The 25,718-nt window shown below is 65.4% G+C and carries 25 protein-coding genes; 16 read left to right on the top strand and 9 right to left on the bottom strand.

The annotated features are described in order from the left end of the window. Positions 1 to 23: 23 nt before the first annotated feature. From HJ583_RS00140 to HJ583_RS00175, 8 genes are all read right to left on the bottom strand, one after another. On the bottom strand, positions 24 to 485 hold the full coding sequence (locus HJ583_RS00140) for a nitrate reductase cytochrome c-type subunit (RefSeq protein ID WP_170019443.1): 462 nt from the start codon (positions 483 to 485) through the stop codon (positions 24 to 26). Beyond that, complete coding sequence (gene napH, locus HJ583_RS00145; protein ID WP_170019445.1) at positions 482 to 1,342, bottom strand: quinol dehydrogenase ferredoxin subunit NapH; 861 nt, start codon at positions 1,340 to 1,342, stop codon at positions 482 to 484. The genes HJ583_RS00140 and napH overlap by 4 nt, the downstream gene beginning before the upstream one ends. Then, the gene (napG, locus tag HJ583_RS00150; RefSeq protein WP_170019447.1) at positions 1,339 to 2,136 is read right to left on the bottom strand and encodes a ferredoxin-type protein NapG; all 798 of its coding nucleotides are present in this window, start codon (positions 2,134 to 2,136) and stop codon (positions 1,339 to 1,341) included. The genes napH and napG overlap by 4 nt, the downstream gene beginning before the upstream one ends. Positions 2,137 to 2,191: 55 nt before the next feature. Further along, positions 2,192 to 4,732 carry a nitrate reductase catalytic subunit NapA gene (gene napA, locus HJ583_RS00155; RefSeq protein ID WP_170019449.1) on the bottom strand — a complete coding sequence of 847 codons (2,541 nt, stop codon included), beginning with the start codon at positions 4,730 to 4,732 and terminating at the stop codon, positions 2,192 to 2,194. Continuing rightward, positions 4,729 to 5,034: a chaperone NapD gene (locus tag HJ583_RS00160; protein ID WP_170019451.1), complete on the bottom strand. Its 306-nt coding sequence runs from the start codon at positions 5,032 to 5,034 to the stop codon at positions 4,729 to 4,731. Before HJ583_RS00160 ends, napA begins: the two co-directional genes overlap by 4 nt. Positions 5,035 to 5,225: 191 nt before the next feature. After that, complete coding sequence (locus HJ583_RS00165) at positions 5,226 to 6,521, bottom strand: hypothetical protein (RefSeq protein ID WP_170019453.1); 1,296 nt, start codon at positions 6,519 to 6,521, stop codon at positions 5,226 to 5,228. Positions 6,522 to 6,647: 126 nt separating this feature from the next. After that, positions 6,648 to 6,881 (bottom strand): DUF2249 domain-containing protein, encoded by a 234-nt coding sequence (locus tag HJ583_RS00170; protein ID WP_170019455.1) that lies wholly within the window; start codon positions 6,879 to 6,881, stop codon positions 6,648 to 6,650. Then, positions 6,881 to 7,330, bottom strand: coding sequence for a hemerythrin domain-containing protein (locus tag HJ583_RS00175; protein ID WP_170019457.1), 450 nt, complete (start codon positions 7,328 to 7,330; stop codon positions 6,881 to 6,883). Before HJ583_RS00175 ends, HJ583_RS00170 begins: the two co-directional genes overlap by 1 nt. 204 nt (positions 7,331 to 7,534) lie before the next feature. Here HJ583_RS00175 and HJ583_RS00180 point away from each other — a divergent pair, with 204 nt between their 5' ends. The 16 genes from HJ583_RS00180 to HJ583_RS00255 all read left to right on the top strand — a co-directional run bounded on the left by HJ583_RS00180 (position 7,535) and on the right by HJ583_RS00255 (position 24,978). Further along, the gene (locus HJ583_RS00180; protein WP_328824783.1) at positions 7,535 to 8,056 is read left to right on the top strand and encodes a sigma-70 family RNA polymerase sigma factor; all 522 of its coding nucleotides are present in this window, start codon (positions 7,535 to 7,537) and stop codon (positions 8,054 to 8,056) included. A 105-nt stretch (positions 8,057 to 8,161) separates the two neighbouring features. After that, positions 8,162 to 9,316 carry a FecR family protein gene (locus tag HJ583_RS00185; protein WP_170019460.1) on the top strand — a complete coding sequence of 385 codons (1,155 nt, stop codon included), beginning with the start codon at positions 8,162 to 8,164 and terminating at the stop codon, positions 9,314 to 9,316. Positions 9,317 to 9,448: 132 nt separating this feature from the next. Further along, positions 9,449 to 11,827, top strand: a complete 2,379-nt coding sequence (locus tag HJ583_RS00190) for a TonB-dependent siderophore receptor (RefSeq protein WP_170019462.1) — start codon at positions 9,449 to 9,451, stop codon at positions 11,825 to 11,827. 98 nt (positions 11,828 to 11,925) lie between these two features. Beyond that, positions 11,926 to 12,234: an iron uptake protein gene (locus tag HJ583_RS00195; protein ID WP_170019464.1), complete on the top strand. Its 309-nt coding sequence runs from the start codon at positions 11,926 to 11,928 to the stop codon at positions 12,232 to 12,234. A 10-nt stretch (positions 12,235 to 12,244) separates the two neighbouring features. Further along, complete coding sequence (locus HJ583_RS00200; RefSeq protein WP_170019466.1) at positions 12,245 to 13,945, top strand: PepSY-associated TM helix domain-containing protein; 1,701 nt, start codon at positions 12,245 to 12,247, stop codon at positions 13,943 to 13,945. Beyond that, positions 13,938 to 14,255, top strand: a complete 318-nt coding sequence (locus tag HJ583_RS00205; RefSeq protein WP_170019468.1) for a DUF3325 family protein — start codon at positions 13,938 to 13,940, stop codon at positions 14,253 to 14,255. Before HJ583_RS00200 ends, HJ583_RS00205 begins: the two co-directional genes overlap by 8 nt. Positions 14,256 to 14,320: 65 nt before the next feature. Continuing rightward, complete coding sequence (locus tag HJ583_RS00210; protein ID WP_101942174.1) at positions 14,321 to 14,572, top strand: YkgJ family cysteine cluster protein; 252 nt, start codon at positions 14,321 to 14,323, stop codon at positions 14,570 to 14,572. 181 nt (positions 14,573 to 14,753) lie between these two features. Beyond that, complete coding sequence (locus HJ583_RS00215) at positions 14,754 to 15,575, top strand: undecaprenyl-diphosphate phosphatase (protein ID WP_170019470.1); 822 nt, start codon at positions 14,754 to 14,756, stop codon at positions 15,573 to 15,575. A gap of 333 nt (positions 15,576 to 15,908) precedes the next feature. Further along, complete coding sequence (locus tag HJ583_RS00220) at positions 15,909 to 17,135, top strand: hypothetical protein (protein WP_170019471.1); 1,227 nt, start codon at positions 15,909 to 15,911, stop codon at positions 17,133 to 17,135. A 122-nt stretch (positions 17,136 to 17,257) separates the two neighbouring features. Next, the gene (locus HJ583_RS00225; RefSeq protein ID WP_101942249.1) at positions 17,258 to 17,830 is read left to right on the top strand and encodes a YqiA/YcfP family alpha/beta fold hydrolase; all 573 of its coding nucleotides are present in this window, start codon (positions 17,258 to 17,260) and stop codon (positions 17,828 to 17,830) included. After that, positions 17,827 to 18,711 (top strand): EamA family transporter RarD, encoded by an 885-nt coding sequence (gene rarD / locus HJ583_RS00230; RefSeq protein WP_170019472.1) that lies wholly within the window; start codon positions 17,827 to 17,829, stop codon positions 18,709 to 18,711. The genes HJ583_RS00225 and rarD overlap by 4 nt, the downstream gene beginning before the upstream one ends. Positions 18,712 to 18,771: 60 nt before the next feature. Then, positions 18,772 to 20,697: a ribonuclease catalytic domain-containing protein gene (locus HJ583_RS00235; protein WP_170019475.1), complete on the top strand. Its 1,926-nt coding sequence runs from the start codon at positions 18,772 to 18,774 to the stop codon at positions 20,695 to 20,697. Positions 20,698 to 20,708: 11 nt separating this feature from the next. After that, the gene (locus HJ583_RS00240) at positions 20,709 to 21,713 is read left to right on the top strand and encodes an energy transducer TonB family protein (protein WP_170019477.1); all 1,005 of its coding nucleotides are present in this window, start codon (positions 20,709 to 20,711) and stop codon (positions 21,711 to 21,713) included. Between the two features lie 20 nt (positions 21,714 to 21,733). Next, entirely contained in the window at positions 21,734 to 22,177 is a 444-nt protein-coding gene (locus tag HJ583_RS00245; protein WP_170019479.1) for an energy transducer TonB, read from the top strand. Next, positions 22,170 to 23,189: an acyltransferase gene (locus tag HJ583_RS00250; RefSeq protein WP_170019481.1), complete on the top strand. Its 1,020-nt coding sequence runs from the start codon at positions 22,170 to 22,172 to the stop codon at positions 23,187 to 23,189. Before HJ583_RS00245 ends, HJ583_RS00250 begins: the two co-directional genes overlap by 8 nt. A 166-nt stretch (positions 23,190 to 23,355) precedes the next feature. Further along, positions 23,356 to 24,978: a methyl-accepting chemotaxis protein gene (locus HJ583_RS00255; RefSeq protein ID WP_170019483.1), complete on the top strand. Its 1,623-nt coding sequence runs from the start codon at positions 23,356 to 23,358 to the stop codon at positions 24,976 to 24,978. Positions 24,979 to 25,018: 40 nt separating this feature from the next. On the opposite strand, the gene HJ583_RS00260 is transcribed toward HJ583_RS00255, so the two are convergent. Then, positions 25,019 to 25,717, bottom strand: a complete 699-nt coding sequence (locus tag HJ583_RS00260; protein ID WP_170019485.1) for a helix-turn-helix transcriptional regulator — start codon at positions 25,715 to 25,717, stop codon at positions 25,019 to 25,021. Position 25,718: the final 1 nt, after the last annotated feature.

Consider the following 25,718-nt stretch of genomic DNA (forward strand, 5'->3'; position numbering starts at 1 on the left):
GTGCGTAGTAGGCGGATACCCGCTTAGCGCATGCCGGCGGCTGGCTGGAACTTGTTCGCCACCAGCGGTTTGGCATCGGTCTGCGGCACATGGCACTGGGTGCAGAAGTAGCGGCGGGGGGAAATGTTGGAGAGTTCGGTGCCTTCGCGGGTCTTGAAGTGAGTCACGCTGACCTTGGTGGCGCCGGTGTCCTTGGTGCGGTTCCAGGCGTGACAATCCATGCACTTGTTGAAGTTCTTGGTGATGTTGTAGCCCTTCACGGTGTGCGGGATCAGCGGCGGCTGCTGCACGAAGTCGCGTGGCAGCGGTGGCTGATCGCGCTCATTGCGGAAGTTGTCCGACGCGGCTTCCGGGCCGTCGATCGGTACGCCGCGCATGCCGAAAGCCTTCACGCCAGCAAGCGGATCAGGCACAGGTTCGGTTTTCTGGGCATAGGCCGGGGCCAGCATGAGGCAGGCAATCAGCGTCAGTATCAGTTTTTTCATTTTTTGCTCCTGTTGAATCGGCTGCCGAATCGGAAGACCTCTTGACTGCATACATCGATACAGCGACCGCAGTTCGTGCAGTCGCCATCCAGAATCAGGGGGGTGTCATTCGGGTCGCGCGGCTTGAGGGCCGGGCGGATCACCTGGGGTTCGGGGCACACGGCGAAGCAGTCCATGCAGTCGTTGCAGGCGCTGCGCTGGTGGGCGGCGACACGGATCAGGGCGCTCTTGCCGAACAGGCCGTAGAGCGCCCCCATCGGGCAGACGTGGCCACACCAGCCGCGTCCGGCCAGCAGCAGGTCGTAGAGAAACACGCCCAGCACGAAGACCCAGCCGGCGCCGAAGCCGAAGATCAGGCCGCGCTGCAGCATCGATACTGGATTGACCCATTCCCATACCAACGAGCCGCTGAGGGCGGCGGCGAGCAGTACGAAGCCGAGCAGCCACAAGCGGGTGGCCTCGTGCGGGCTGCGCCCGCTCTTGAGGCCCAGGCGGCGGCGCAGCCAGCCGGCGCTATCGGTCACCACATTCATCGGGCAGACCCAGGAGCAAAACACCCGGCCGCCCACCAACAGGTAGAAACCGAGCACGATGGCCACGCCGATGAGCGCGCTCATCTCAGGCCAGTGGCGGGTGGCCAGCATCTGCAGGAACAGGAAGGGATCGGTCAGCGGCAGCACATCCAGGGTCAGGCTGGAGGCGAGGTTGCCCTTCACGAGCCACCCGCCGAACCACGGTCCGGCGAGGAAGGCGGCGAGGATCAGTAACTGCGACGCGCGGCGCAGCAGCAGCCATTTGTGGGCGGCGAGCCAGCCCTTGTCGGCGATGGCTTCGAGGCCGGGGCGCTGCGCGCTCATGGCTGGCCTCCCGGCGCCGATTGCGCGTCGAAGCCGCGTACGGGCAGCTTCAGCTGCTCGCTGATCAGTGAGCCACCGGCCTTGTCCTTCTCTTCCCAGCCACGCCGGTAATGCTCGGCAGCCTTGCCTTGAGCCAGGCGGGCGGGCAGCACCTTGATGGCGGCTTCAGGAAGGATGCAGCTCTTCTCGCATTTGCCGCAGCCGGTGCAGGCGTCCGAGTGCACCGTGGGGATCAGCATCGCGTGGCGGGTGGCGGCCGGGCCTTCGCGCTCTTCACGCGGGTTGCGCCGCATTTCCAGGGTGATCGCTTTGTCGATGACTGGGCAGACGCGGTAGCACACGTCGCAGCGCAGGCCGAGGAAGTTGAGGCAGTTTTCCTGGTCGATCAGTACCGCAATGCCCATCTCGGCCTGGCGGATGTCGCTGAGCGCGTGATCGAGCGCGCCGCTGGGGCAGGCTTTCACGCAGGGAATGTCCTCGCACATTTCGCAGGGAATGTCGCGAGCCGTGAAATAGGGCGTGCCACTGACTACGCCATCGCCGGGCGTGGCGAGCTTGAGCGTGTCGTAGGGGCAATCGCGCACGCACAGGCCGCAGCGGATGCAGGCGCCGAGGAAGGCTTCCTCCAACAGTGCGCCGGGTGGGCGGATCGCTTGCGCGGGGCGTGCACCGGCCTGTTTCGAATAGAGTGTGACGCCCATGGCGAGCAGGCAGGCGCCCCCGGCCGCACCGGCCATTTCCTTGAGGAAACGGCGGCGCGGGCTGGCGTTGGCTGGCTTGGTGGGCTCGCTCATGAGGGGCGGAGTCAAGGTTCAGGCGTGATCCCGGACCCGGCCGGGATCAGCGCATTCAGGCGCGGGTCACTTTCACCGCGCACTTCTTGAAGTCCGTCTCTTTCGAGATCGGGCAGGTGGCATCCAGCGTGAGCTTGTTCACCAGCCGGCCTTCATCGAAGAAGGGGATGAAGATCAGGCCCACCGGCGGCTTGTTGCGACCGTGCGTTTCGATGCGTGCGGTGATCTCGCCACGCCGCGAGGCGACCTTGACCAGCATGCCGCGTTGCAGCTTGCGCTTCGTGGCGTCGTCCGGATGCATGAAAATCACCGCTTCCGGCACCGCCTTGTGCAGCTCGGGCACCCGGCGCGTCATCGAGCCGGTGTGCCAGTGCTCCAGCACGCGGCCGGTGCATAGCCACAGGTCGAAGTCCTTGTCCGGCATTTCCGGCGGATTCACATAGGGCAGCGCGAAGATGACGGCCTTGCCATCCTTGTGGCCGTAGAACTTCACACCTTCGCCCTTCTTCACATAGGGATCGAAGCCTTCGCGGAAGCGCCACAGGGTTTCCTTGCCATCCACCACCGGCCAGCGCAGGCCGCGCGCCTTGTGATACATGTCGAAATCGGCGAGATCATGACCATGGCCGCGGCCGAACTTCGCGTACTCCTCAAACAGGCCTTTCTGCAGATAGAAGCCGAAGATTTTCGACTCGTCGTTCATGTAGCCGGTAATGGCGTGGGCATTCACCTTCTCGACTTCGCTGAGCGGGAATTTGTTGACCACCTTGTTGGCGTAAAGCACGTCATACAGGGTCTTGCCCTTCAGTTCCGGCTTCTTGGCGATCAGCTCGGCCGGCCACACTTCCTCGACCTTGAAGCGCTTGGAAAACTCGATGTACTGCCACAGATCCGAGCGTGCATCGCCCGGCGCCTTGACCTGCTGGCGCCAGAACTGGGTGCGCCGCTCGGCGTTGCCGAACGCACCTTCCTTCTCGGTCCACATCGCGCTGGGCAGAATCAGGTCGGCGGCCAGTGCGGACACCGTGGGATACACATCCGAGACCACCACGAAGGCGGCCGGATTGCGCCAGCCCGGATAGACCTCGCCGTTGATATTCGGCCCGGCCTGCATGTTGTTGGTGGTGCTGGTCCAGTAGCACTTCACCTTGCCATCCTTCAGGGCCCGGCTCTGGGCCACGGCGTGCAGACCGACCTTGTCGGAAATGGTGCCGTCGGGCAGCTGCCAGATCTCTTCGGCGTGCTTGCGGTGCTCGGGGTTGGTGACCACCATGTCCGCCGGCAGGCGGTGTGCGAAGGTGCCGACTTCGCGTGCGGTGCCACAGGCACTGGGTTGGCCGGTGAGCGAGAAGGGGCTGTTGCCGGGCTCGCTGATCTTGCCCACCAGCAGGTGGACGTTGTAGATCATGTTGTTCACCCAGGTGCCGCGGGTGTGCTGGTTGAAACCCATGGTCCAGAAGGAGATCACCTTCTTCTTCGGGTCGGCATACAGCTCGGCCATCTTCTGCAGCTTGGCGGCCGGCACGCCGGAGAGTTTGCTGACCTTCTCCACGGTGTATTCAGAGACGAACTTGGCGAATTCTTCGAAGCTGATCGCTTCGGCTTTGCCCACGTCGCCCTTGGGTTTGCCGTCCGCCCCCGGGTAGCCGTTGTTGGTGGCGTTCTTTTCCAGATCGTGGCCGGGGCGCAGGCCGAAACCGATGTCGGTTTCGCCTTTCTTGAAATTCACATGCTTCTTCACGAAATCCAGATTCACCTTCTTGTTCTGGATGATGTAGTTGCAGATGTAGTTCAGGATCGCCAGATCGGTGTTGGGCACGAAGACCATGCCGTTGTCGGCCAGATCGAAGGAGCGATGCTCGAAGGTGGACAGCACGTGCACCTGGCATTGATCGTGGGATAGCCGGCGATCCGTGATGCGGCTCCACAGGATCGGGTGCATCTCGGCCATGTTGGAGCCCCACAGCACGAAGGCATCGGTCTGCTCGATATCGTCGTAGCAGCCCATTGGCTCATCAATGCCGAAGGTGCGCATGAAGCCTGTGACGGCGCTGGCCATACAGTGGCGCGCATTCGGGTCCAGGTTGTTGGTGCGGAAACCGGCCTTGTAGAGCTTGCTGGCGGCATAGCCTTCCCAGATCGTCCATTGGCCCGAGCCGAACATGGCGATGGAATTCGGACCGCTCTCCTTGATCGCAGCCTTCCACTTCTCGGCCATGATGTCGAAAGCCTTGTCCCAGCTGATCGGCGCGAATTCGCCGTCCTTGGCGTACTGGCCGTTCTTCATGCGCAGCAGCGGCTGGGTCAGGCGGTCGGCGCCATACATGATCTTGGACAGGAAGTAGCCCTTGATGCAGTTGAGCCCCCGGTTGACCGGTGCGTCCGGGTCGCCCTGGGTCGCTACGATCTTGCCGTTCTGCACGCCCACCAGCACCGAGCAGCCGGTACCGCAGAAGCGGCAGGCGGCCTTGTCCCAGCGCACTTCGCTGGGGGTGGCTGCAGCCGTGGCGGCATGCACCAGCGGGCTGCCCACGGCGGTTGCGGTGGCGGCGGCCAGCGCCTGGGTCTTGATGAAATCGCGGCGACTGAGGCTCATGCTTGCATCTCCTGTACGTGTCTTTTCTTGGAACTGGCCATGGCGGCGGCCAGTTCGTCCGGGGTGACTTCTTCGTCGGTGTATTCGTAGGCCAGCGTGGTGCCCAGCACGCCGCTGGCGACGGACACGGCGAGAATCGAATCGGTGACGGCATAGCCTTCGCCGTCTTCCAGCATCACCACCAGGCGGCCTCCATCCGGTGTCGTGCCATGCAGGCTCACGCCGGCAATGCCGACGAGGCGGGCGGCGACTTCGGCGGCCTGTTCCGGCCTGACCCTGACCAGCAGACTTACGATCTTCATGTGGTTCTCCAATCCCGGTGGGCTATCGAAGCAGTCTGGTAAAAATGCACTGCCGTGGTGCGCCATTCCGCCCAAAAGGGAAATGCCCCGCACTGGTGCTATCAGGGGGATTGGAGTCGCTTGGCCGGGGTAGCCTCCTTGATTCGTGTCAAGAATGGCCAGAGCCCTTGCCCGGCAAGGCTTTGCCGGGATCAGGGATTACCCGCGGCCGGGCGAACGCGAGGTGGCAGGGTGTGAAGCAGGGCGAGTCGCTGGCGGTAGGCGTGCATCGCGCGAGCCAGCAAGCTCAGCTGGACGAGCTTGCTGGCCGCGAGCAGGGCTGCACCGGGCAGGACCAGCACGGGAACGAAGGCGGCTGTCGTGAGCACCAGGCTGGCGCCGAAATCGGCCAGCAACTGCGCACGCTGGGCGCGCTCAGGCACGATCTGGTGCAGCAGGGGCAGACGCGCGCGGGCCTTGTTGGCGCGTTGCCAGTGCAGCCAGATCAGGAAGGGCACGATGCGGTAGAGCATCACGCTGATCGTGCCACCCCCCAGTCCGGTCAGTGCCAGCACGCCGAAGGCTAGGCCCCAGCGCGGGTCCGACGCCAGGCTGGCGAGCAGGCCCAGCAAGGCCAGCCCGCTGCTCAATGCAGCGACCGCCAGCCAGCCCCAGTGGAAGGCATCGCGCTCGCCGCGCCGCGCTTCCACCACGCGCAGCCCGGTGAGCAGGCCGAAAGCCAGGCACAGAAGGGCCAGCAAGGCCGTGCAGAGCTGTGCCAGCGTGCTCCAGCCGGCCAGGCTGGCGAGGCCTCCGGTGAGCAGCAGCAGTGGCAGGCTGCGCGTGGCCTGCTCCCAGTGCTTGGGGTAGTGCGCGCTGACATGGAACATCGGCACCACTACGCTGCTCACGCTGATGATCAGGCCGCCGATCCAGCCGATCAGCCCCCACTGCGCATGCCAGTCCACGAGCTGCAGGAAGGGCAGGGCCCAGCCGAAACGCATTACGCCGATCAGGCTGAGGCCCAGCAGCACGGTGGCGGCAAAAGCCAGGGCATTGCGCCGCAAGGCGGCGGGCAAGGCCGCCTGCAGGCGTTGTTGCCACAGCGCGCGGATAAGTTTGGTCAGGAAACTGAGCAGGCTGGCGGCCAGCAGCAGGCCGGCTGTGAGCAGCCAGGCCGGGTCGGCGAAGAGGAAGCCGCCGGCGAGCGCGTAGGCCCCCGCCAGCAGCGCGGACAGGATCAGCCAGTCCAGCCGTGGCCAGCGCGGCAGGGCCAGGCCGCAGGCCACCGGCACGAACTGCAGGAGCGCTCCCAGCATCACCGGCATCAGACCGGCCAGGGCGAACAGATGCACGGCGGCCAGCGCGGCCGGATGCCAGCGCGTGAGCAGCGCTTCAGGCTGCCAGGCCAGCAGGATTCCCGCCGCGCCCATGCCGGCCAGGCCGGCCAGAAAGTGGGCGAAGGAAAGATCAGGCGCAGGCGAGGCTTCGGTGGAGACGAGTTGCATGGGCGTGTACAAGCGGAACTGGCCGCGAAGGTTTCGGTCGGGGTGCTTGTGGCCGGGTCAGAGACTTGTTTTCGTAGGGCCGACTTCAGCCGGCCTGCCACGCGGCTTGTGCAACTGAAGTCGCTCCTACGAGGTTTTTCCCGCCGCCGCGATGTGCAGGCGGAACTGCTCGTAACCCGAAAAATCCTCGCGCTTGGCCGTCCATGCCCAGCCGCGTTCGCGCAGCCAGTCGTAAAGCGGGAAGGGCTCGCGGTGGATGAGCACTTCCAGCGCTTCGCCGGCCGGCAGCACATCCAGTGCGGCCATGATGCGTTCGAAGGGCTCGGGTGGCGGCAGGCCGCGCACATCCAGTGTTTCCATCAGGTCTCCCGGCGCAGCACGATCTGTGCGCTGAGCTCACCGACGCGCGGCCCAAGGCCTTGCTGCGCCATCGGGTAGAGGATGTTTTCCTCCTTCATGTTGTGTTGCTGCAGCAGGATCAGCAGGGCTTCGCCGTAGCCGCGTACGCCGTCCGTTTCCTGTGCGGCGATGGCTTCGGCCAGATCAAGCAGCAGTTCGCGCGCTTCCTCGTGCTCCATGCGCATTACGGCGGTGGGCCCGCATGTCATGCCGGAGCTGGCTTCGAAGGCCGGGAAGAGCACTTCCTCCTCGGCGGCGAAGTGAGCCAGGATGTCATGGCGCAGGGCTTCGAAGGCGGCGCTGGCGGCCTGCCAGTCGCCGCCGATGGCGCTGCGGCGCAGCGCGCCGAGCTGCTCGTCGCAATGGCGGTGATCGGTGGTGAGATAGGTCACGAAATCAGGGGAGCTCATTGTTTTATCCATTCTCTGAGTGTGGTCTGAGTATGGGAATTGCCGCCCCCGGCTGTAATTGACTCGTATCAAGCGCGTCAGCGCCGCAGGCGGCGGTGCGCGTCGCGTCGCGACGAGGCCGACACAAGTGTGCGACTCTGTGATTAAATGAGAATGGTTCTTGTTAAGAAATCATAAGCAGCTCCAAGCTGTTTCAACTCATTCGTGGATTCTGTCGTGCTGGAGCGTTATCACCGTGAGCTGCTGAATTTCCTGAATCGCCAGGTGAGCGATCGCGATACGGCGGCCGATCTTGCGCAGGAGAGTTTCCTGCGGGTGCTGTCGGTGCAGGGCAGCGGCCAGGCCATCCTGGACGTGCGGGCCCTGCTCTATCGCACGGCCCGCAATCTGATCGTCGACTTTCATCGGCGCGATGCGGTGCGCCGGCACGAGCCCCTCGATGCCTTGCCCGAAGAGTTTCATCCGCCAGCGCCACGCCATCTGCAACCCGAAGAGGTGCTGGCCTCGCAGCAGATCATCCGTGCCTATGTGGCCACCATCGAGGCGCTGCCGCCGCGTTGCCGTGAAGCCTTCGTGCTGTCCATTCTGGAAGGCCTCAGCCATGCGCAGATTGCACAGCACATGGGGGTTTCGGTCAGCATGGTGGAGAAGCATGTGGTGCGCGCAATGGTGGCCTGCAAGCTGTGTGAGCGGCAGCTGCGCGGGGCTGGCTCCGGCAGCGCCTGAGCTCGGCTATAGTCCGCCCAAAAGTACGCCCGTATGCCGCAGGGGTGAGGAAATGCCCGCCCTCATGCGTCTACTGCACAAGAACATGCCTTCCGCCCCCTGCCCATGAACTCGCGCTCACACGATCACGCCCCCGCCGCCGCCCCGGATCCCGCCGAGGATGCGCGCGACTTCGACGCCTTTGCCCAGGATCAGGATCCGCTCGACATTGAGGCGGCGACCTGGGCGCTGCGCCGGCGCAATGGTCTGGACGCAGCGGGCGAGGCTGAACTGGCGGACTGGCTGAAGGCGGATCCGCGCCATGGTGCGGCCCTTGAGGACATGGAGCACACATTCGATGAGCTGCGGCATTTGCCCGACGAGCATCTGGCATCCCTCAGGGCCGGCCTGGGCGAGCGGGCTGCAGGCGCTCCGCCGCAGGCTCCGGCCCCGGCCTGGCCGCCCGCGTTGCCGCGTCCGCCGGCCCGCAACGGCTGGAGGGCATGGCTGCAGGGCGGCTGGCTGCCGCAGGCCATGGCGGCGGCGCTGGCCTGTGTCGTGGTGGCAGGTGCCTGGCTGGGCTGGCAGCAGTGGCAGCTGCAACCGGGCTTCGTGCAGGCCTATGCCACCGAGCGCGGGCAGCAGCTCAGCGTGAGCCTGCCGGATGCGGCAAGCCAGGGCAGCACGCTGCAGCTTGATACGGCCAGCCGGGCCGAGGTGCGCTTGTTCCGCGACCGTCGCGAAGTGCACTTGCAGGAAGGTCAGGTCATGTTTGTCGTGCATCCGGACGCGCAACGTCCATTCCATGTGTGGGCCGGAGGGGTGCGCGTCACCGTGGTGGGCACCCGTTTTTCGGTGCGCCACAGCCAGAGTGGCCGTGATGCCGGCCAGACGGTGGTGGAAGTAGAGGAGGGACGGGTGCGGGTGGCGCCCGCCAGCGCCGATGCCCGCCTGGCGAGCGTGGAGTTGCATGCCGGCCAGCGTGTGGTGGCGGATGGCCGCGGCCAGCTCAGCGCGCCCGCCGCGCTGCCGCCCACCGCCGTGGCCCCCTGGCGTGAGGGGCGGGTGAGTTTTGACCAGACGCCGCTGGCCGACGCCATCGCTGAGTTCGAGCGCTATGGCCATACCGGCCTGGTGGTGCGTGATCCGGCCGTGGCGGCGCTGCCAGTGGGCGGCAGCTACACCTTGCGCCAGTTCCAGCAGTTCGCCCGGGCCTTGCCGCAGCTTCTGCCCGTGCGGCTGGAGTCGCACGGCGCGCTCACGGAGGTGGTGGCAAGGTAGCGGCAAAAAAACTTTGAAGAATTCTCATTTGCAACATGAGGATTCGCTGGGGGTGGTGCGTCTTCATCGGCAGGAGGATCCGCAGCGGCGAGCTGCGGTCCGGCAATCAACGACCGATTCAGGAGTTCCCCCATGCGCGCAGCGCTGCACCACAAGAACCGCTTCACCCCGGCACCCCTGGCTCTGGCTGTCGCCCTCAGCCTGACCCTGGCGGCCACTGCACCGACCCATGCCCAGACTGGCACCCCGGCGGCTGCCGCGCTGAGCATCAACATCCCGGCCCAGCCGCTGGGCCATGCGCTAAACGAGCTGGCGCGGCAGGCCAACCTGCAGCTGAGCTTCCCGGCCGAACTGGTGGCCGGCAAGACGGCACCGGCCGTGTCCGGCCAGCTCACACCGCGTCAGGCGCTCGATCGCCTGCTTGCCGGCAGTGATCTCGAAGCCAGCGTGGACGGCAGCGCGGTACTGGTGAAGAAGGCCCCGCCGCGCACGGCCGGCACTGACAAGGAGCTGGCAGCGGTCGTGGTGAGCAGCCTGCGCGCCAATCGCGTCTCCAAGGGCGCGACCGGTCTGCCGATGGAGGTCAAGGAAACGCCGCAGAGCATCAGCACCTTTGACTCAGTCGACATGCAGAACTATGGCGTGACAGGCAGCAACCAGGCGCTGCAGATGGTCACCGGCATCAATGTGGAGCAGTACGAGACCAACCGGGCGACCTTTGAATCGCGCGGCTTCGAGATCCAGCTCACCCAGATGGATGGTCTGGGCATGACCAACAGCTGGGGCACGGTCGTGGGCCAGCAAGACACCTTCCTGTTCGACAAGATTGAGGTCATCCGCGGCGCCAATGGCCTGCTGACCGGGGTGGGCAACGCCTCCGGCACGGTCAACTACGTGCGCAAGCGCCCCACCAACAAGGACGAGGGTCAGGTGGTGCTGGAAGGTGGCTCCTACGACAAGAAGCGCGTTGCGCTCGATTACAACAAGGTGCTGACTGAAGACGGCACGGTGGCCGGCCGTGTCGTGCTGATCCATCAGGACAAGGACTCCTGGATCCGCAGCCTGAACGATCGCGACACCACGCTGTACGGCGTGATCGACAGCCAGATTGGCAGCAACGGTGTGCTGACGGTGGGCGTGACGGACCAGGATCATCGCCAGAAGTCACCGATGTGGGGCTCGCTGACGCTCAACTACGCGGACGGCAGCCAGGCCAGCTTCGATACCAGCGCGTCCACCTCGCAGGACTGGACCTACTGGAACACCAAATCGACAACCGCCTTCGCTGAATACACCCACTATCTGAGCGACAACTGGGAAGGCAAGTTCACCTACAACAAGCGCCACGCCGAGGAAGAAACGCGCCTGCTCTACGCCTACTCGCTTTCGGGGGCGCTCAACAATGACAACACCGGCCTGGTCGGCTGGCCCTATGGCAGCTACACGACGACTGACAGCGATCTCTTCGACCTCAACCTGAGCGGCAACTTCAACCTGTTCGGCCGCAAGCACGAGCTGATCACCGGCCTGAGTCACTCCATCGAGGAAACTGACACCGATACCTACAGTTTTGATTCCAGTTACATGCTGCAGGCCTTGCCGGCCTTCCCCTACGGCGGCAACGTCTATCCGGAACCGAACTGGGGCGCACGCACACCGGCCTCCGGGGGCAAGCAGACCCTGACCCGTCTCTATGGCGCGACCCGTCTGGCGCTGACTGATGAGCTGCGTGCGATCGTGGGTCTGAACTCCGTGAAGCTCGAGCGTGAAGGCAGCTCGCGCTACGGCTCGGTCACCACCACCACCGAATATCCCGACACCCGCAAGTCCAGCCCCTATTACGGCCTGACCTACGACATCACGGGCAACCTGCTGGGTTACCTCTCCTATTCCGAGATCTTCCAGAATCAGGACCAGACCGACTACAGCGGGGCCTATCTGGATCCGATGAAGGGCGTCAACCGCGAAGCCGGCCTGAAGGCCGACTGGCTCGACAAGCGCCTGCTGACCACCTTCGCCGTGTTCAGCGCCAAGCAGGAAGGCCTGGCCACCTATGACGGTATGACCAGCGCGGGTCAGTACGCCTACGTGCCCAAGGATGTGAAATCTACCGGCTTTGAGCTCGAGGCCACCGGCAAGATCGGTCGCGATGCGAACCTGGCCCTGGGTTTTACCCGCATCAAGCTGACCGGGCCGGATGGCAATGACATCTATGAATGGGTGCCACGCACGCAGGTGAAGGCGCGCTTCGACAGCGCCATCCCTGGCTTGCCCGCGTTGCGTCTGGGCCTCTCCACACGCTGGAACTCCGACGTGAGGAAGAACGGCGGCGCCCGCCAGGACGCCTATTCCGTGTCCGATGCCTTCGCCCGCTATCAGATCACCCCGGAGATGTCGGCCCGCCTCAACGTCAACAACCTGTTCAACCAGAAGTACGTCACCGGGATTGCCTATGGCGCGGTCTATGGCGAGCCACGCAGTGCTTACCTCACGCTTGATTACAAGCTTTGAGCTTTGAGCCCGGACCGGCAGTTTGATGCCGGTCCGGCGTACGCCATCCAGACCGAACCCGCCGGACCTGCTTCACCCAACAGGCTTAGCCCACAGACATGACACGCACGCATTCGCGACCCCTGCAGCAACTTGGCATTGCCCTGCGAATCCTCGCCGCCATTCCCGGCGGCTGGGCCTTTTCCTGGGGCTTCGTGGCCTGCGGCACGGCGGCCCTGGTGGCCCTCGGCGCGCCCTTTCATGATGCCGAGACGGCCTTGCTGATGCTGGGCCTGCTGGTTTTTGCCGGCGTCTTCCTGTGGTCCTTCGCCGCGCGCAGCGTGCTGCGGGTGTGTGCGGTGCTGGTCGGCGGTGCCCTGCTCTTCAACGCCGCAGCCCTGCTGCTGCAGCGTGCGATCCTGTCCTGAGGGCGCCGCCATGTTCACGAGTTTTCGCCAATCCATGGCCTGGCTGCATACCTGGTTCGGCCTCGCGCTGGGCTATGTGCTGATGGCCTGCTTCTTCTTTGGTGCGCTGTCGGTGTTCGATCGCGAGATCGATCGCTGGGCGCTGCCCGAAACGCGTTTCGCGCCGCAGCCCATGCCCTCCTTCGACAAGGTCTTGTTGCCGGCCTTCGCGCGACTCGAAGCGGACCCTGCCGACTATGCCCTCAACATGCCGGCGCTGCACGATGCGGCCAAAGGCCCGCAAACCCCGCGCCAGGAACTGCCGCCCGACGAGTACTGGGCCTACACCACCCACCGCGATCCGGTGCTGGCCATTGGCGCCGGCTTCCGCGTGCCGCAGCCGAAAGATCCGGGCCTGGAAAACCATATCCACGCCAATGCCACGATCGATCCGCGCAGCGGCGCGGCCGTGCCTTCGGACCAGCTCAAGATCGGCAGCCAGTGGTTCTACCCGATGCACTACAGCCTGAACTGGCAGTGGCAGAACATGGGCATCTTCACCGTGGGCCTCGCCGGTCTGGTGATGCTCGTCGCCCTGGTGAGCGGCGTGATCATGCACCGCAAGTTCTTCCGCGAGTTCTTCACCTTCCGCCCGCAGAAACAGACCCAGCGCAGCCTGCTCGATCTGCACAACCTCACCGGCGTGGTGGCGCTGCCCTTCCACTTCTTCTTTGCCTTCACCGGCCTGCTGATCTTTGCTGGCTTCTACTACTTTCCGGTGTCGCAGTTCCAGCTCAAGCCCCTGCACGATCAGCACGAGATCATCGAGGCGCGCGAAACAGGTCTGCCGCATCAGCGTGCCGGCATCCCGGCGCCGCTGGCTTCGGTCGACGCCATGATGGCGGAGGCCAAGCGTCGTTGGGCCGCGCGTGACATGGCTGGTGAGGTTGGCTTCCTGCAACTGCATCACCTGGGTGACGCCAACGGCTATGTGAGCATCTACCGCGCGGGGAGTGATCGCGTGGCGCTGGTCGGCGAAGCGATCCACTTCAAGGCCAGCAGCGGCGAAGTGCTGCGCGAGGAGCCGCCGCGCGCGGCCGTGCCGGCGCTCAACGAATTCCTCACCGGCCTGCACCTGCAGCATTTCGAGCACTGGCTGTTGCGCTGGCTTTACGTGCTGGGCGGCCTGCTTGGTTGTGCCTGCATCGCCACCGGCTTCATCTTCTTCGTCGAAAAGCGCAAGCGGCAACACGCCGCAGCCGGCAGCCCCGGCGCCCGCGTAGTGGATGCCCTGGCCGTAGGCTGCGTCACCGGCATGGTGATCGCGGCGGTCGGCATGCTGGTGGTCAATCGCCTGCTGCCCGCCGGGCTCAGCGGCAAGGGGGAGTGGGAGCAGCAGATTTTCTGGGGCCTGTGGTTGCTGGCCTTCGTGCATGCCGCCCTGCGCGGCGCTCCCGTGGCGCAGGCGCGCATCAATCCGGCCTGGCGCGAGCAGTGCTGGGCCATCGCCGCGCTGGCGCTGGCGGCGGTGCTGCTGAACTGGCTGAGCACCGGCGACCACCTGCTGCAGACGATCATCCTCGAACCGTACTGGGCCGTGGCCGGCGTGGATCTGAGCCTGCTGGCAGCCGCCGGCCTCGCCGCCCTGGCGGCGCGCCGGCTGGCGCGGCGTGAGCAGCGCGCGCTGCTCAGCCCGAGTGCAGCGCCGGAGACGGAGGTGGTTCATGCCTGAAGCTTTTTGGCTCTTGCTTGCCTGTCTGCTGAGTCTGGCCGGCATGGCCTGGCTGGCCCTGGCGATGGCCGTGCATTGGGAGCAGGTCATGCTGCAGCCAGCGGCCCGGGCGGCTGGCGTACGCCTTCTGCTGCGTGGCGCGGGCGCCTGTGCCCTGGCCCTCGCGGCCGCAGCCTGCCTGCTGGCTGATCGGCCTTCGATGGCCCTGCTGGTGTGGCTGATGTTGCTTGCTGCCAGTGCCCTGACGGTGGCCCTGACGCTCGCCTGGCGACCGGCCCTGTTGCGCGGGCTGTGCGCCCTGCGAGGCTGAGAAGCCCTCGACGGCGCGGCCCATCGCTGCGATGCTCGGGGCTTCGTCTCCAACCTCCCGTCCGTATGAACTGTCGCTCTGGTTGCGCCGCCTGCTGCATCGCGCCCTCGATCTCCAGCCCCATCCCCGGCATGCCGCAAGGCAAGCCGGCCGGGGTGCCCTGCATCCAGCTCGATGCAGCCTTGCGCTGCAAGATCTTCGGCATGCCCGGTCGCCCGGCCGTGTGTGGCGGGCTGCAGCCTTCGGCGGAAATGTGTGGCGATTCGCGCGAGCAGGCGATGCACTGGATCGGCGCGCTGGAGCAGGCCACGCGCTGATCGCGTCGTGCATCGCCGCTGCTCTGGTCGGTAGCTATCGCATCCTGCAGGCGCACGCCACGCGCGGGCGGTAGCCCTGATGTGCCCCGAGGCCAAGTTCATCACGCCGGCATGCATCGTGGCGCGGTCTCGCCGCAGTGCGCCCGTATAATCCGGGTTTCCCCCAGCCCGGCGCATTTTCATGGACCTCATCCTGCTGCTCAAGGCCGCCATTCTCGGCATCGTCGAAGGCCTCACCGAATTTCTGCCGATCTCCTCCACCGGCCACCTGATCCTGGTCGGCACCCTGCTGGATTTTCACGATGAGCGCGGCAAGCTGTTCGAGATCGTGATCCAGTCCGCCGCGATCCTGGCTGTGGTGTGGGAATACCGGGCCCGCCTGGGCCATGCCCTGATCAGCGCCACCCGCGAGGAAGCTTCGCGCCGTCTGCTGGTGAACGTGGCCATCGCCTTCCTGCCGCTGGCCGTGCTGGGGCTGGTATTCGGCAAGTGGCTCAAGCTGCATCTGTTCAACGCGCCGGTGGTGGCCGCTACCTTCATATTCGGCGGCCTGATCATCCTGTGGGCTGAGCGCAAGAGTCATCACGAGCGTGTTGCAACGGTGGAAGACATGAACTGGCTGGATGCGCTGAAGGTCGGCGTCGCCCAGGCCTTCGCCCTGATTCCCGGCACTTCGCGCAGCGGCGCGACGATCATCGGCGGCATGCTCTTCGGTCTCTCGCGCAAGGCGGCCACCGAATTCACCTTCTTCCTCGCCATCCCGACCCTCGGCGTGGCCGGCCTCTACTCGCTCTACAAGGAGCGTGCGCTGCTCTCGGTGGACGATCTGGGGATGTGGGCGGTGGGCATGCTGTTCTCCTTCATCTCGGCTTTTGTCTGTGTGCGCTGGCTGATCCGTTTCGTGTCCACCCACAGTTTCAAGGTCTTCGCCTGGTACCGCATCGTGTTTGGCCTGATCGTGCTGCTCACCTGGCAGATGGGCTGGGTGCACTGGGCGGACTGAGTTTGGCGCCTGAGTTCTGTTTTTCAGAAGCCCGGCCGCGCCCGGGCTTTTTCTTGTCCTGATCGGCGCCGCTCCTGGCGTTTAGCGGCCGATGTTGCCTAGATACGACGCCTGTGTCGCATGCCGTGAAAGGCGGGCCAGAAAGTGATCGCCGCGCGCCTTGTCTCCTTGTTAGCCTTTCCCGCCTTTAAATTTTTTAACAAGTTGTACGGGGGAATGATGTTCAAGTATGGAGCGGGGTGTGCGGCGCTGCTGACGGCGCTAGTGTTGGTTGCGTGTGGCGGCGGCGGCGGCGGTGGGGGTGGTGGAGCGAGCGCGCCAGCAACAGCTGCCGTGGCTGCTGGCAGCTCATCTGCAGCGGCCTGCGCCGGCAGCGCCAGTGCGGCTACGGGCGATTTCAGTTTGTCCACGACGTCGGTGAGCCTCACTGGCACGGCGGGCTCGCCTCTGGCTTCCTCGCAGACTGTCACGATGACGGTGAGCAATCCGGCGGCGACCACCGTGTTCATCACCCAGACCGATGCCTGGCTGACGATCACCCCCAATCTGGCCGGCGGCTATGCCACGGTGACGGCCAATGCCTCCACGCTGGCGGCGGGTTTTTACTGCAGCATCGTGAACGTCGCCCTGCGTAACGCAGCCGGGGCCACCCTGTCGTCGCGGGATGTGGCGGTGAGCTTCAGTGTTGCGAGCGGGGCAACTGCGGCTTCGAGCTCCTCGCGTGCTTCGAGCGCCTCCAGCTCTTCGCTGAGCGTGCCGGCATCGGTGAGTTGGAACAGCTACAACGGAACGCTGCATCCGACTGCGGACGGCGCGCTTGTTCTCGGGAGTGGGAGTGGCAGCAAGTTCGTGCTGGTCGGTGGATCGATCTCCGATTCATTGCCGGCCTCCAGTTCGAGCTCAAGCGCGAGTTCGACGAGCAGCTCTGCGGCCAGCTCAAGCAGTGGCACCGCATATTTCATGGATTACATGAGCGCCAGTGGTGGCACGCTGAGCCTAGATTCGTCAGCCGTGCCGCTGAACCGCAGCCTGGTCCGCAGCAGCAGTGCGCTCAACACCAGCCCCAGCTATCCGCGTTACATGACTTTCCTGACCCGCGTGATGCCGGTGAGCGGTGTGAGCTATGACGTCAATACTCGCCTGGCTGAGTTCGAACTGGCCTTTGCCGACAGCCGTGTGGTGCTGGTGCTGCGCGGAGACGCCAGCAGCAGCAATGTGCGTCTGCAGACTGTCGAACAGGGCGGGAGTGATGTGGTCGCACAGATCGACATGACCCAGCCGCATATCTTCCAGATCGCGGTGACTCTGACCAGCGCCTACGCCGGTACCGTGACGGTGTATGTGGATGGCAACTCCACGCCCTTGCTGGGCCCGCTGAGTACCACCAACATGCAGCGTACCTACGCGGTGGGGCAGGACTATGTGCAGTTCGGTGACAACCGCAATGTGGCCTTCCGCAGCAATCTGGACTGGATGGCCTGGACGACCCAGGGTGCTTACAGTCCGGCGCAGCTGGCCGGCAAGCTGCCCAGCGGCCTCGGGGTGACCACCGGTTACTGATCCGCTATTGCCGCAGTTGCGAGGGCGCAGCTTTGGCTGCGCCCTTTTTCTTTGTTGCAACGCATCACGCTGAGCGGCGCAGGCTGGCAGAATCCGGTTTTGCCGATTTCTGGCCGCTTGCCATGATCCTCTACCTCCACGGTTTCCGTTCCGGCCCCCAATCCCAGAAGGTGCAGGCACTGGCCCTGCGCATGGCGCAGCGCGGTCTGGGTGATTACCTGTGGTGCGAACAGCTGTCGCCGGTGCCTTGCGAGGCGATTGCCCAGGCCGAGGCGCAGCTTGCGCGCTGCACTACGCCGCCGCTGCTGGCGGGCAGTTCGCTGGGCGGCTTCTACGCAACCCATCTGGCCGAGAAGCATGCGCTGCAGGCTGTGGTGATCAATCCCTTCGTTCCCCATGCTGGCTTTGACCAGAGTCTGTTCATCGGAGAGCACCAGATGATCTACAGCGGTGAGCGCTTCAGCTTCACGGCAGAACACGCCGCGCAGATCGCCGCGCTGGATGTGGCGCGGATCAGTCGGCCGGAGAATTTCTGGCTGCTGGCAGAGGAGGGCGACGAGGTGCTGGACTACCGCCATGCGCTCAAGCGTTACGCCGGCTGCCACCAGAGCGTGCTGCCCGGCGGCGACCACAGCTTCACGCGCTGGGATGATTACCTCGATGCAGTGATCGAGCGCGCCGGGCTGGCCGCATGAACGCAGCACAACAAGGTACGCGCGCCGGTTTCCTGGCGGCGCTGACGGCGTTTTCGATCTGGGGCGTGGCCCCGCTGTACTGGAAGCTGCTCACCGGCGTGCCAGCACTTGAAACGGTGGCCCACCGCGTCGTCTGGTCGCTGCTGATGCTGACTGGCGTGATGGCCTGGCGGGGGGGCTTCACGGTGTTGCGTCGGCTGGCGGGCGAGCCGCGCCTGATCGGTCTGCTGGCGCTGACCACGACCCTCACGGCGGTGAACTGGCTGCTCTTCGTGTGGGCCATCGTCAACAACCATGTGCTGGAAGCCAGCCTCGGCTACTTCATCGCGCCGCTGATTAATGTGCTGCTGGCCGCGATCTTCCTGCGCGAGCGTCTGCATACCTGGCAGAAACTGGCGGTGGCCCTGGCCTGTGCCGGCGTGCTGTGGCGGGTGTGGCATCTGGGTACGCTGCCTTGGGTGTCGCTGAGCCTGGCCGTGACCTTCTCGCTCTACGGCCTGCTGCGCAAGCGCGCGCCGATCGGAGCGCTGGACGGGCTTTTCGTCGAAACCCTGCTGGCTGCGCCGGTGGCGCTGGGCTGGCTGCTGTGGCTGCAGGCCGGCGGCGAGGGCCACTTCAGCGGTGCGGGCACGATTGCGGCACTGATCGGCACCGGCCTGATCACCGCTGTGCCGCTGTTTCTCTACACCGTGGGCGCGCGCCGCTTGCGTTACACCACCCTGGGCTTCATCCAGTATGTGGGCCCGAGCCTGCAATTCGCCCAGGCGGTGTTCCTGTTCCATGAGCCCTTCAGCCATGTTGCGCTGATCAGTTTCATGTTCATCTGGGCCGGGCTGGCGGTGTTTTCACTGGACGCCTTGCGCCGCGCCCGTGCGGCTTGAGCAGCTTCCGGGGCGGCGCCCGCTATAATCGCCGGTCGCAACCCCCGCAGGCTGAATTTGATGAATGTGCTGTTTGAAGAGGACGGGTCTTTCAAGACCGCCACCATCCTCACCGATAACGATTCCTCCCTGCAGGTGGAAACCGCCACGGGCAAGCGTGTGAAGCTCAAGGCGGCGAATGTGCTGCTGCGTTTTGCCAGCCCCTCTGCGGCTGATTTGCTGGCCCAGGCCGATGTACTCACGGCCGACATGGATACCGAATTCCTGTGGGAAATGTGCGGCGACGACGAGTTCGCCTTTGCTGAATTCGCGGCCGATTATTTCGGCCACACGCCCTCGGCGGTCGAGTCGAGCGCCGTGCTGGTGAAGCTCTTCGCTTCGCCGATCCACTTCCACCGCAAGGGCAAGGGCCGCTTCCGCAAGGCTCCGCCCGAAATCCTCGCGGCCGCCCTGGCCGGCGCCGAGAAAAAGCGCCTGCAACAGGAACAGGTCGAGCGCATGAAGACCGAACTCATGGCCGGCACGCTGCCCGCCGAGTTCCCGGCCATGCTGCAGGCCTTGCTCTACAAGCCGGACCGTAACCGCCTCGAAACCAAGGCGCTCGAAGCGGCGGTGGATGAGAGCGGTCAGTCTGCCCCGCGCCTGCTGCTCAAGGCCGGTGCCTTGAAGAGCAGCCACGAGCTGCATCTGGGCCGCTTCTTGTTCGAGTATTTCCCGGAAGGCACGGCCTTCCCGGCGCTGGCCGCCCCGCCCCTGCCGGAGGATCTGCCGCTGGCACCGGCCTCCGCCTTCTCGATCGATGACGCCACCACCACCGAGATCGACGACGCCTTCTCGCTGGTGCCGCGTGCTGAAGGTGGCTGGACAGTCGGCATCCACATTGCCGCGCCGGGCCTGGGCATCCGCCCCGGCTGCCCGATCGACGCGGTGGCCCGCAAGCGTTTGTCCACCGTCTACATGCCCGGCAACAAGATCACCATGCTGCCGGATGACGTGGTTAGTGCCTACACCCTCGGCGAAGGCCAGGCCCGCCCGGCGCTGTCGCTCTACGTCGAAGTGAATCGCGACTTCAGCATCGCCGGCATGGCGAGCCGCATCGAGCGCGTGCATGTGTCGTCCAACCTGCGCCATCACGACATCGAGCCGGTGTTCAACGAAAACAGCCTGCAGGCCGAGGCCTTGCCGGATGCGCCTTACATGGCCGAGCTGAAGACCCTGTGGGAGTTCGCTACGGTGCTGGAGGCCGGGCGCGGCAAGCCCTCGGCCAACCAGAACCAGATGGATTTCAACTACTACGTCGACTGGTCGCAGGACACGCCGGATGGCCCCGGCCACATCACGATCGAGCAGAGGAAGCGCGGCTCGCCGCTGGACAAGCTGGTCGCCGAGCTGATGATCCTGGCCAACTCCAGCTGGGGCAAGCTGCTGCATGAAGCCGGCCTGCCGGCGATCTACCGCATCCAGGCGGGCGGCCGGGTGCGCATGAGCACCGCGGCCGGTCCGCACGAGGGGCTGGGCGTCGACAACTACGCCTGGTCTTCCAGCCCGCTGCGCCGCTATGTCGACCTGTGCAACCAGTGGCAGCTGATCGCCCACCTGCGTGGCGAAGCGGCCCCGTTCGCACCGGGCTCGGCCGAGCTGGCGCACGCGATGAGCGATTTCGACGCCACCTACAGCGCCTACAACGAATTCCAGCGTGGCATGGAGCGCTACTGGTGCCTGCGCTGGCTGCGTCAGGCTGGGGTGAAGGAAACTCCGGCCAAGGTGCTGCGCGAAAACATCCTGCGCCTGGAAGAAGTGCCGCTGGTGTTCAAGCTGCACTCCCTGCCGGCAGGTGTGAATGCGCATGAACGCGTGCAGGTGGGCGTCGACAAGGTGGATCTGATCGACGTCGAGCTGCGCGGCAAGTACCTCGCCACCCTGGCGCCGCTGACCACCGCGGAAGACGGGACCGACGGCGAAGAAGAAGAAACGCCGCTCGCGTAGAATTCCCGCGCATGTCTGCCGCTACTCCCCGCCCCTCCACCCCCAAAGCAGCCAAGGCTGAAAAGCCCGCTGCGGTGGTGAAACCCGCTGCCTCGGGCAAGTCGTCTTCTTCCGGCAAGCCGGCGCGCAAACGGGTGCGGGGCCGCTCCCTGTCCTGGCTGGGCGGCCATGCCCTGGGCTTGGGGGTTGCGCTGTCGGTGCTGCTGCACGGCGTGTTCGGCGCGATGAATTTCGTGGCGCCCCCGGGCGGCCTCAAGAAGCTGGAGGAAAAGGGCCTCCAGGTGGTGCTGGTGAATTCCCGCCACAAGAAGCCCCCGCGCGATGCGCAGGCCTTGGCTCAGGCCAACCTCGATGGGGGGGGCGAGCAGGCTGACCAGAAACACATGCCGACTTCGCCGCTGCCGCCGCAGGATTCGGTGCGTGATGGCGAGGCCGTGGCCGAGGCGCAGCAGCGTGTGCGCCAGATGGAGGCGCGCCAGCGTGAATTGCTGGCCCTGGCGCAGGGCAGCAAGAAGCAGGTGGCGCCCGAGCGGGCTAAGCAGAGCGAAGAAACCCCCAGCGAAACCAAGCCTACCGAGCGTGGCCTCGATCTGAATTCGGCTCAGGCCATCGCGCGCCAGGAGGCGGTGGTGGATAAGCTCGTCAAGGATTACGCCTCGCGGCCGCGCAAGGGCTTCATCTCGCCGCGCACCAAGGAACACAAGCTGGCCATGTACGGCGAAGCTTTCCGCCTCAAGCTGGAGCGTATCGGCGAGGTGAATTTTCCGCGCAGCGCGCGCGGCTCCATGTACGGCAGCGTGATGGTGGTGGTCGAGATCCGTCCGGACGGTTCGCTCGAATCTGCCGAGATTGCCCGCCCGAACGCCAATCCCAAGCTCAATGAAGCCGCACTGCGCATCGTGCGGCTGGCTGCGCCCTATGCGCGCATTCCGGATGAGCTGCGCAAGGATTACGACATTCTGGTGCTGGCGCGCACCATGAACTTCACGCGCGACGAGATCAGCGTCGAGCAGTGAGCGCTGACCGGGATACACACATGTCCAGACTGATTGCTGCCAGCCTGCTGCTGCTCGCCCTGCTGCCGGCCGCCCGGGCTGACGAGGCGCCGCTGGCGGCGGCCAGCCAGCCGGTTGAAGCCGCCGCGCCGCGCACCATCGTTGTGGCCCTGCGCAGCCGCGAAGCGCGCCTGGCCTTCTATCGCGAGGCCTGTCTGCAACAGATCCTGGCCGAATTGCGCGAGCGGGTGCCGCGCGATGCGGCAGGCAAGGTCGCCCATGGCAAGAGCCTGCTGTCGCTGGAAGTGGCTGCCGATGGCAGGCTGGTGGCGAGCGAGCTGATCCAGCCGGATACCAGTGCGGCCCTGAATGCAGCGCTCTTGCAGAGCGTGCAGGCGGCCGCGCCCTATCCCGCTTTTTCACCGGCGTTGAGCAAGGATTACGATCACATGGTCCTGATCCTGCCCTTCAATTTTGGTGACTGAGAGGCGCCTCACGCACGCTTCCAGCGGGCCAGAGGCGGCCCTCGAAAGTTTGCGCGTGCTGGCCGCCGCGGCCGTGGTCTGCGTGCATGTGGCGGCGACCGCCCTGATCGCTGCGCCCGATGCCGTGAGCTGGTGGAGCGCGAATCTGTGGGACAGCTTTGCGCACTGGTGCGTGCCGGTCTTCGTGATGCTTAGCGGCGCCTTGCTGCTTGGCCGCCGCGAGCCGGCCCCTCATTTCTGGCGCAAGCGCGCGGCGCGCCTGGTGTGGCCGCTGGTTGGCTGGAGCCTGATCTATCTCGGGCTGCAGGCCTGGCAGGCTGCGCACTGGTCGCTGCCGGGCCTGCTGGCTTTGCTCGTGCGCGGCACGCCTTATTACCACCTCTGGTACCTGTGGATGCTGCCGGGCCTGTATCTGGCCACGCCGGCGCTACGCCTCGGTGTGGCGAGCTGCTCGCGGCGCCAGTTGTGGTGGCTGTGTGCAGGGCTCAGCGTGCTGGCGGCACTTGAGGTGCCGCTGGGCTGGAGCAAGCAGTTCTTCCTGAGCAGCAGTCTGGCTTATCTCGGCTGCTATCTGCTGGGCTGGCTGTTGTTCACCCAGCAAACCCAGCCGCCTGTGCGCTGGCTGTGGGCCGGTTTTTTGCTGGGCGGCGCCGGGGTGGCGGTGGGCGCCGGGCTGTTGCGGCCCCTGCTGGGAGCACGGGCCATCGAGTGGATGTACGCCTATCCGAACCCGCTGGTGCTGGGCATGGGCGCCTGTGCCTTCATGCTGGGCCTGCGCCTGTTGCCGGGGAAGGCCTGGGCCGGGTGGCTCGCACAGTTCGCGCCGCTTTCCTTCGGCATCTACCTGGTTCATCCGCTGTGCTTGCTGGGCCTGTCGAAAGCCGGCTTCACGGCCCTGCACTGGCACCCGGCACTGGGCATTCCGCTGCTCAGCGGACTGGTGCTGCTGCTCTCAGCCGTCGGTGTGGTCTTGCTGGCGCGGCTGCCGGGGATGTGGCGCCTGGTTCGCTGAGCGAAGGTTTCCATACGCCAGCGTTTTGAGGTGGGTCAAGTAAGGATCGGGAGGCTTCAAGCTTGGCGGCTGGCGGCCGTTAGGCCCTGATGACCCATGCCTTTGTCTCCCTGGGAGTGACGCAGGCATGGGCAGCCCCTTTGACTCCTGTGCATATCTCACTGCCATGAACCTCAGCGTATCCAGCCGCCTGCTCGTGATGAGCGGCGCATCCATCCTGTCCCTGTTCCTGGTTTCACTGGCAGGTTTCTTTGCCGCCAGGGCCCCGCAGCAAAGCCTCGAGCAGTTCCAGCAGAACCTGCTGCCGAGCATGGAGCTGGTGGCCGATATCGAGCGCGATTTCCTGGCCGTGCGGCGCCTGATCACGGTGCACGTCACCGAGCTGTATGACACCAAGAAGAAGGAAGATCGCGCTGCGATCATGGCCGCGCGCGAGCGCATGGATGCTGCCTTCGAGCGTTACAGCCGGGAGATGGTGGTCGATGAGGAGGACCGCAGCCTGCTCGAAGCGGTGCGCAAGGAAGTGGCCACTTACGATCGCGTGCGCGACGAGGTGCTGGCCAAGTCCGATGATTTTGATGTGGATGGCGCCCGCGATGCCCTCACCGGCATCGGCGTGGCACAGGGCAACAAGGTTTCGGAGGCGATCAAGGCCCATCGCGAGTACAACCATCGGCAGGCGGACCGGATGGTGCAGGCGGCCTCCAGTCAGGCCTCTTCACTGCTGACGGTCTCCTGGATCGTGGCCTTGCTGGCGACCCTCATCAGTGGTGGCCTGGCTTTCATGCTGATCCGCAGCGTGCGCGTGTCACTGCATGCGGTGCAGGATACGGTCGAGCATATTGAGCGCCGGCTGGATTTCACGCGGCGCATCCCGGTACTGCAGCGCGACGAGCTGGGGGCCATCGCAGGGGCGATCAATCGCCTGATTGATCGCATGCAGGGCAATCTGCAGACCATTGCCGGCAATGCCCAGTCCCTCGCCGCCGCCGCCAGCCAGACGGCCGGATCCTCCGAACAGGTCGCGCGCGCTTCGCTGCAGCAGAGCGAGGCTGCTTCCGACATGGCGGCGACCGTCGAAGAGATGACAGTGAGCGTCAACCATGTGGCCGAACGCGCTCAGGAGGCGAACCAGCTCTCCAATGCGTCGGCACAACTGGCGGCCAACGGCGAACTGGTGATCGGCCAGACCGTGCGTGACATCAATGACATCGCCGCGGTCGTCGCGGATTCCTCAGCCCGCATCCACGAGCTGGAGGCACATGGCGAACGCATTTCCAGCGTGGTGGCAGTGATCAAGGAAGTAGCGGATCAGACCAATCTGCTGGCCCTCAACGCGGCCATTGAGGCCGCCCGGGCCGGTGAGCAGGGGCGCGGCTTTGCCGTGGTGGCCGATGAGGTGCGCAAGCTCGCCGAGCGCACCCGCAGCTCCACCCAGGAGATCGGCTCCACCATCGAGGCCATGCGCGGCAGCGCCTCCGCGGCGGTGGCCTGCATGCAGGAAGCCGTGCAGCGGGTCGGCACCGGCGTCTCTGGCGCGGAAGAAACCAACCAGGCGATTCAGGTGATCCGCAGCGGTAGCCGCGACGCGGTGCAACGCGTGGAAGAAATCGCTACTTCGATCCGTGAGCAGGGCGCCGCCACCAACTCGATCGCGATCCAGGTCGAGAAGATCGCCCAGATGTCCGAAGAAAGCAGCGCCGCCGCAGGCGAGAGTGCCGACGCAGCACGCGCACTGGATCAGCTGGCCCGCCAGATGCACGAAATCGTCGCGGCCTATCGGCTGTAAGCGGGGCAGTAAAGTTGGCGTGGTCTCCGCAGTCGCGGCTTCAGTCACGCGCGATGCTGACGCCATGACTGGCTTCAAGTTCGTCGAAGAAATCATCGAGGCGCCGGCCCGGCAGATCCGGGAAGCGGGCGGGCAGGGTGTCGAGATGCTGGATGCGGTCGACACGGAAATGGCGGAAGCCCTCGCGCAGTTCGCACCAGGCAATCAGGGTCCAGGCGCGTCCCCAGAAGAACAGGCCCAGCGGCCACAGGCGGCGTTGTGAGGGGGTCTGGTCTTCGCGCACATAGGCGATGTCCACGATCTTGTGCCCGCGCACTGCGAGGCGCAGCGGCTGCAGCCAGGGGAGCTGATCTGCGCCGATCGGTGGCACGAACAGGCGGGCGAGCTGGGCTTCGCGTTTGAGCGCTTCCGGCAGCACGTTGTGAATTTTGGCCAGCGCTGCGCCGGCCGAACGCGCCAGCTCCGCATCGCCCCAGGCCTGCACCATGCGCGAGCCGACCAGCAGGGCTTCGAGTTCTTCCGGGCTAAACAGCAGTGGTGGCACATCCAGCCGGTAGCGCAGGCGGTAGCCGACTCCGGCCTCACCCTCGATCGGCACGCCGGAGAGGGTGAGGTCGTGGATATCGCGGTACAGGGTGCGCAAGGACACCTGCAGCTGCTCGGCGAGCCACTGGCCGGTGGCATGGCGCCGGGCACGCAGCAGTTCAACGAGGCGGAAGAGGCGGTCGGCGCGGCGCATC

The organism is Uliginosibacterium aquaticum (genome assembly GCF_012972705.2).
In the GTDB taxonomy this organism is placed as follows: domain Bacteria; phylum Pseudomonadota; class Gammaproteobacteria; order Burkholderiales; family Rhodocyclaceae; genus Uliginosibacterium; species Uliginosibacterium aquaticum.

What these genes read in the sequence shown, in the direction of transcription:
- HJ583_RS00165 (WP_170019453.1), bottom strand. Translation starts at nt 6,521, where the DNA reads ATGCAACTCGTCTCCACCGAAGCCTCGCCTGCGCCTGATCTTTCCTTC.
- HJ583_RS00160 (WP_170019451.1), bottom strand. Translation starts at nt 5,034, where the DNA reads ATGAAGATCGTAAGTCTGCTGGTCAGGGTCAGGCCGGAACAGGCCGCC.
- HJ583_RS00175 (WP_170019457.1), bottom strand. Translation starts at nt 7,330, where the DNA reads ATGAGCTCCCCTGATTTCGTGACCTATCTCACCACCGATCACCGCCAT.
- HJ583_RS00195 (WP_170019464.1), top strand. Translation starts at nt 11,926, where the DNA reads ATGACACGCACGCATTCGCGACCCCTGCAGCAACTTGGCATTGCCCTG.
- HJ583_RS00210 (WP_101942174.1), top strand. Translation starts at nt 14,321, where the DNA reads ATGAACTGTCGCTCTGGTTGCGCCGCCTGCTGCATCGCGCCCTCGATC.
- HJ583_RS00225 (WP_101942249.1), top strand. Translation starts at nt 17,258, where the DNA reads ATGATCCTCTACCTCCACGGTTTCCGTTCCGGCCCCCAATCCCAGAAG.
- napH (WP_170019445.1), bottom strand. Translation starts at nt 1,342, where the DNA reads ATGAGCGCGCAGCGCCCCGGCCTCGAAGCCATCGCCGACAAGGGCTGG.
- napA (WP_170019449.1), bottom strand. Translation starts at nt 4,732, where the DNA reads ATGAGCCTCAGTCGCCGCGATTTCATCAAGACCCAGGCGCTGGCCGCC.
- HJ583_RS00240 (WP_170019477.1), top strand. Translation starts at nt 20,709, where the DNA reads ATGTCTGCCGCTACTCCCCGCCCCTCCACCCCCAAAGCAGCCAAGGCT.
- HJ583_RS00140 (WP_170019443.1), bottom strand. Translation starts at nt 485, where the DNA reads ATGAAAAAACTGATACTGACGCTGATTGCCTGCCTCATGCTGGCCCCG.
- HJ583_RS00200 (WP_170019466.1), top strand. Translation starts at nt 12,245, where the DNA reads ATGTTCACGAGTTTTCGCCAATCCATGGCCTGGCTGCATACCTGGTTC.
- rarD (WP_170019472.1), top strand. Translation starts at nt 17,827, where the DNA reads ATGAACGCAGCACAACAAGGTACGCGCGCCGGTTTCCTGGCGGCGCTG.
- HJ583_RS00255 (WP_170019483.1), top strand. Translation starts at nt 23,356, where the DNA reads ATGAACCTCAGCGTATCCAGCCGCCTGCTCGTGATGAGCGGCGCATCC.
- HJ583_RS00170 (WP_170019455.1), bottom strand. Translation starts at nt 6,881, where the DNA reads ATGGAAACACTGGATGTGCGCGGCCTGCCGCCACCCGAGCCCTTCGAA.
- HJ583_RS00260 (WP_170019485.1), bottom strand. Translation starts at nt 25,717, where the DNA reads ATGCGCCGCGCCGACCGCCTCTTCCGCCTCGTTGAACTGCTGCGTGCC.
- HJ583_RS00205 (WP_170019468.1), top strand. Translation starts at nt 13,938, where the DNA reads ATGCCTGAAGCTTTTTGGCTCTTGCTTGCCTGTCTGCTGAGTCTGGCC.
- HJ583_RS00185 (WP_170019460.1), top strand. Translation starts at nt 8,162, where the DNA reads ATGAACTCGCGCTCACACGATCACGCCCCCGCCGCCGCCCCGGATCCC.
- HJ583_RS00235 (WP_170019475.1), top strand. Translation starts at nt 18,772, where the DNA reads ATGAATGTGCTGTTTGAAGAGGACGGGTCTTTCAAGACCGCCACCATC.
- napG (WP_170019447.1), bottom strand. Translation starts at nt 2,136, where the DNA reads ATGAGCGAGCCCACCAAGCCAGCCAACGCCAGCCCGCGCCGCCGTTTC.
- HJ583_RS00215 (WP_170019470.1), top strand. Translation starts at nt 14,754, where the DNA reads ATGGACCTCATCCTGCTGCTCAAGGCCGCCATTCTCGGCATCGTCGAA.
- HJ583_RS00190 (WP_170019462.1), top strand. Translation starts at nt 9,449, where the DNA reads ATGCGCGCAGCGCTGCACCACAAGAACCGCTTCACCCCGGCACCCCTG.
- HJ583_RS00245 (WP_170019479.1), top strand. Translation starts at nt 21,734, where the DNA reads ATGTCCAGACTGATTGCTGCCAGCCTGCTGCTGCTCGCCCTGCTGCCG.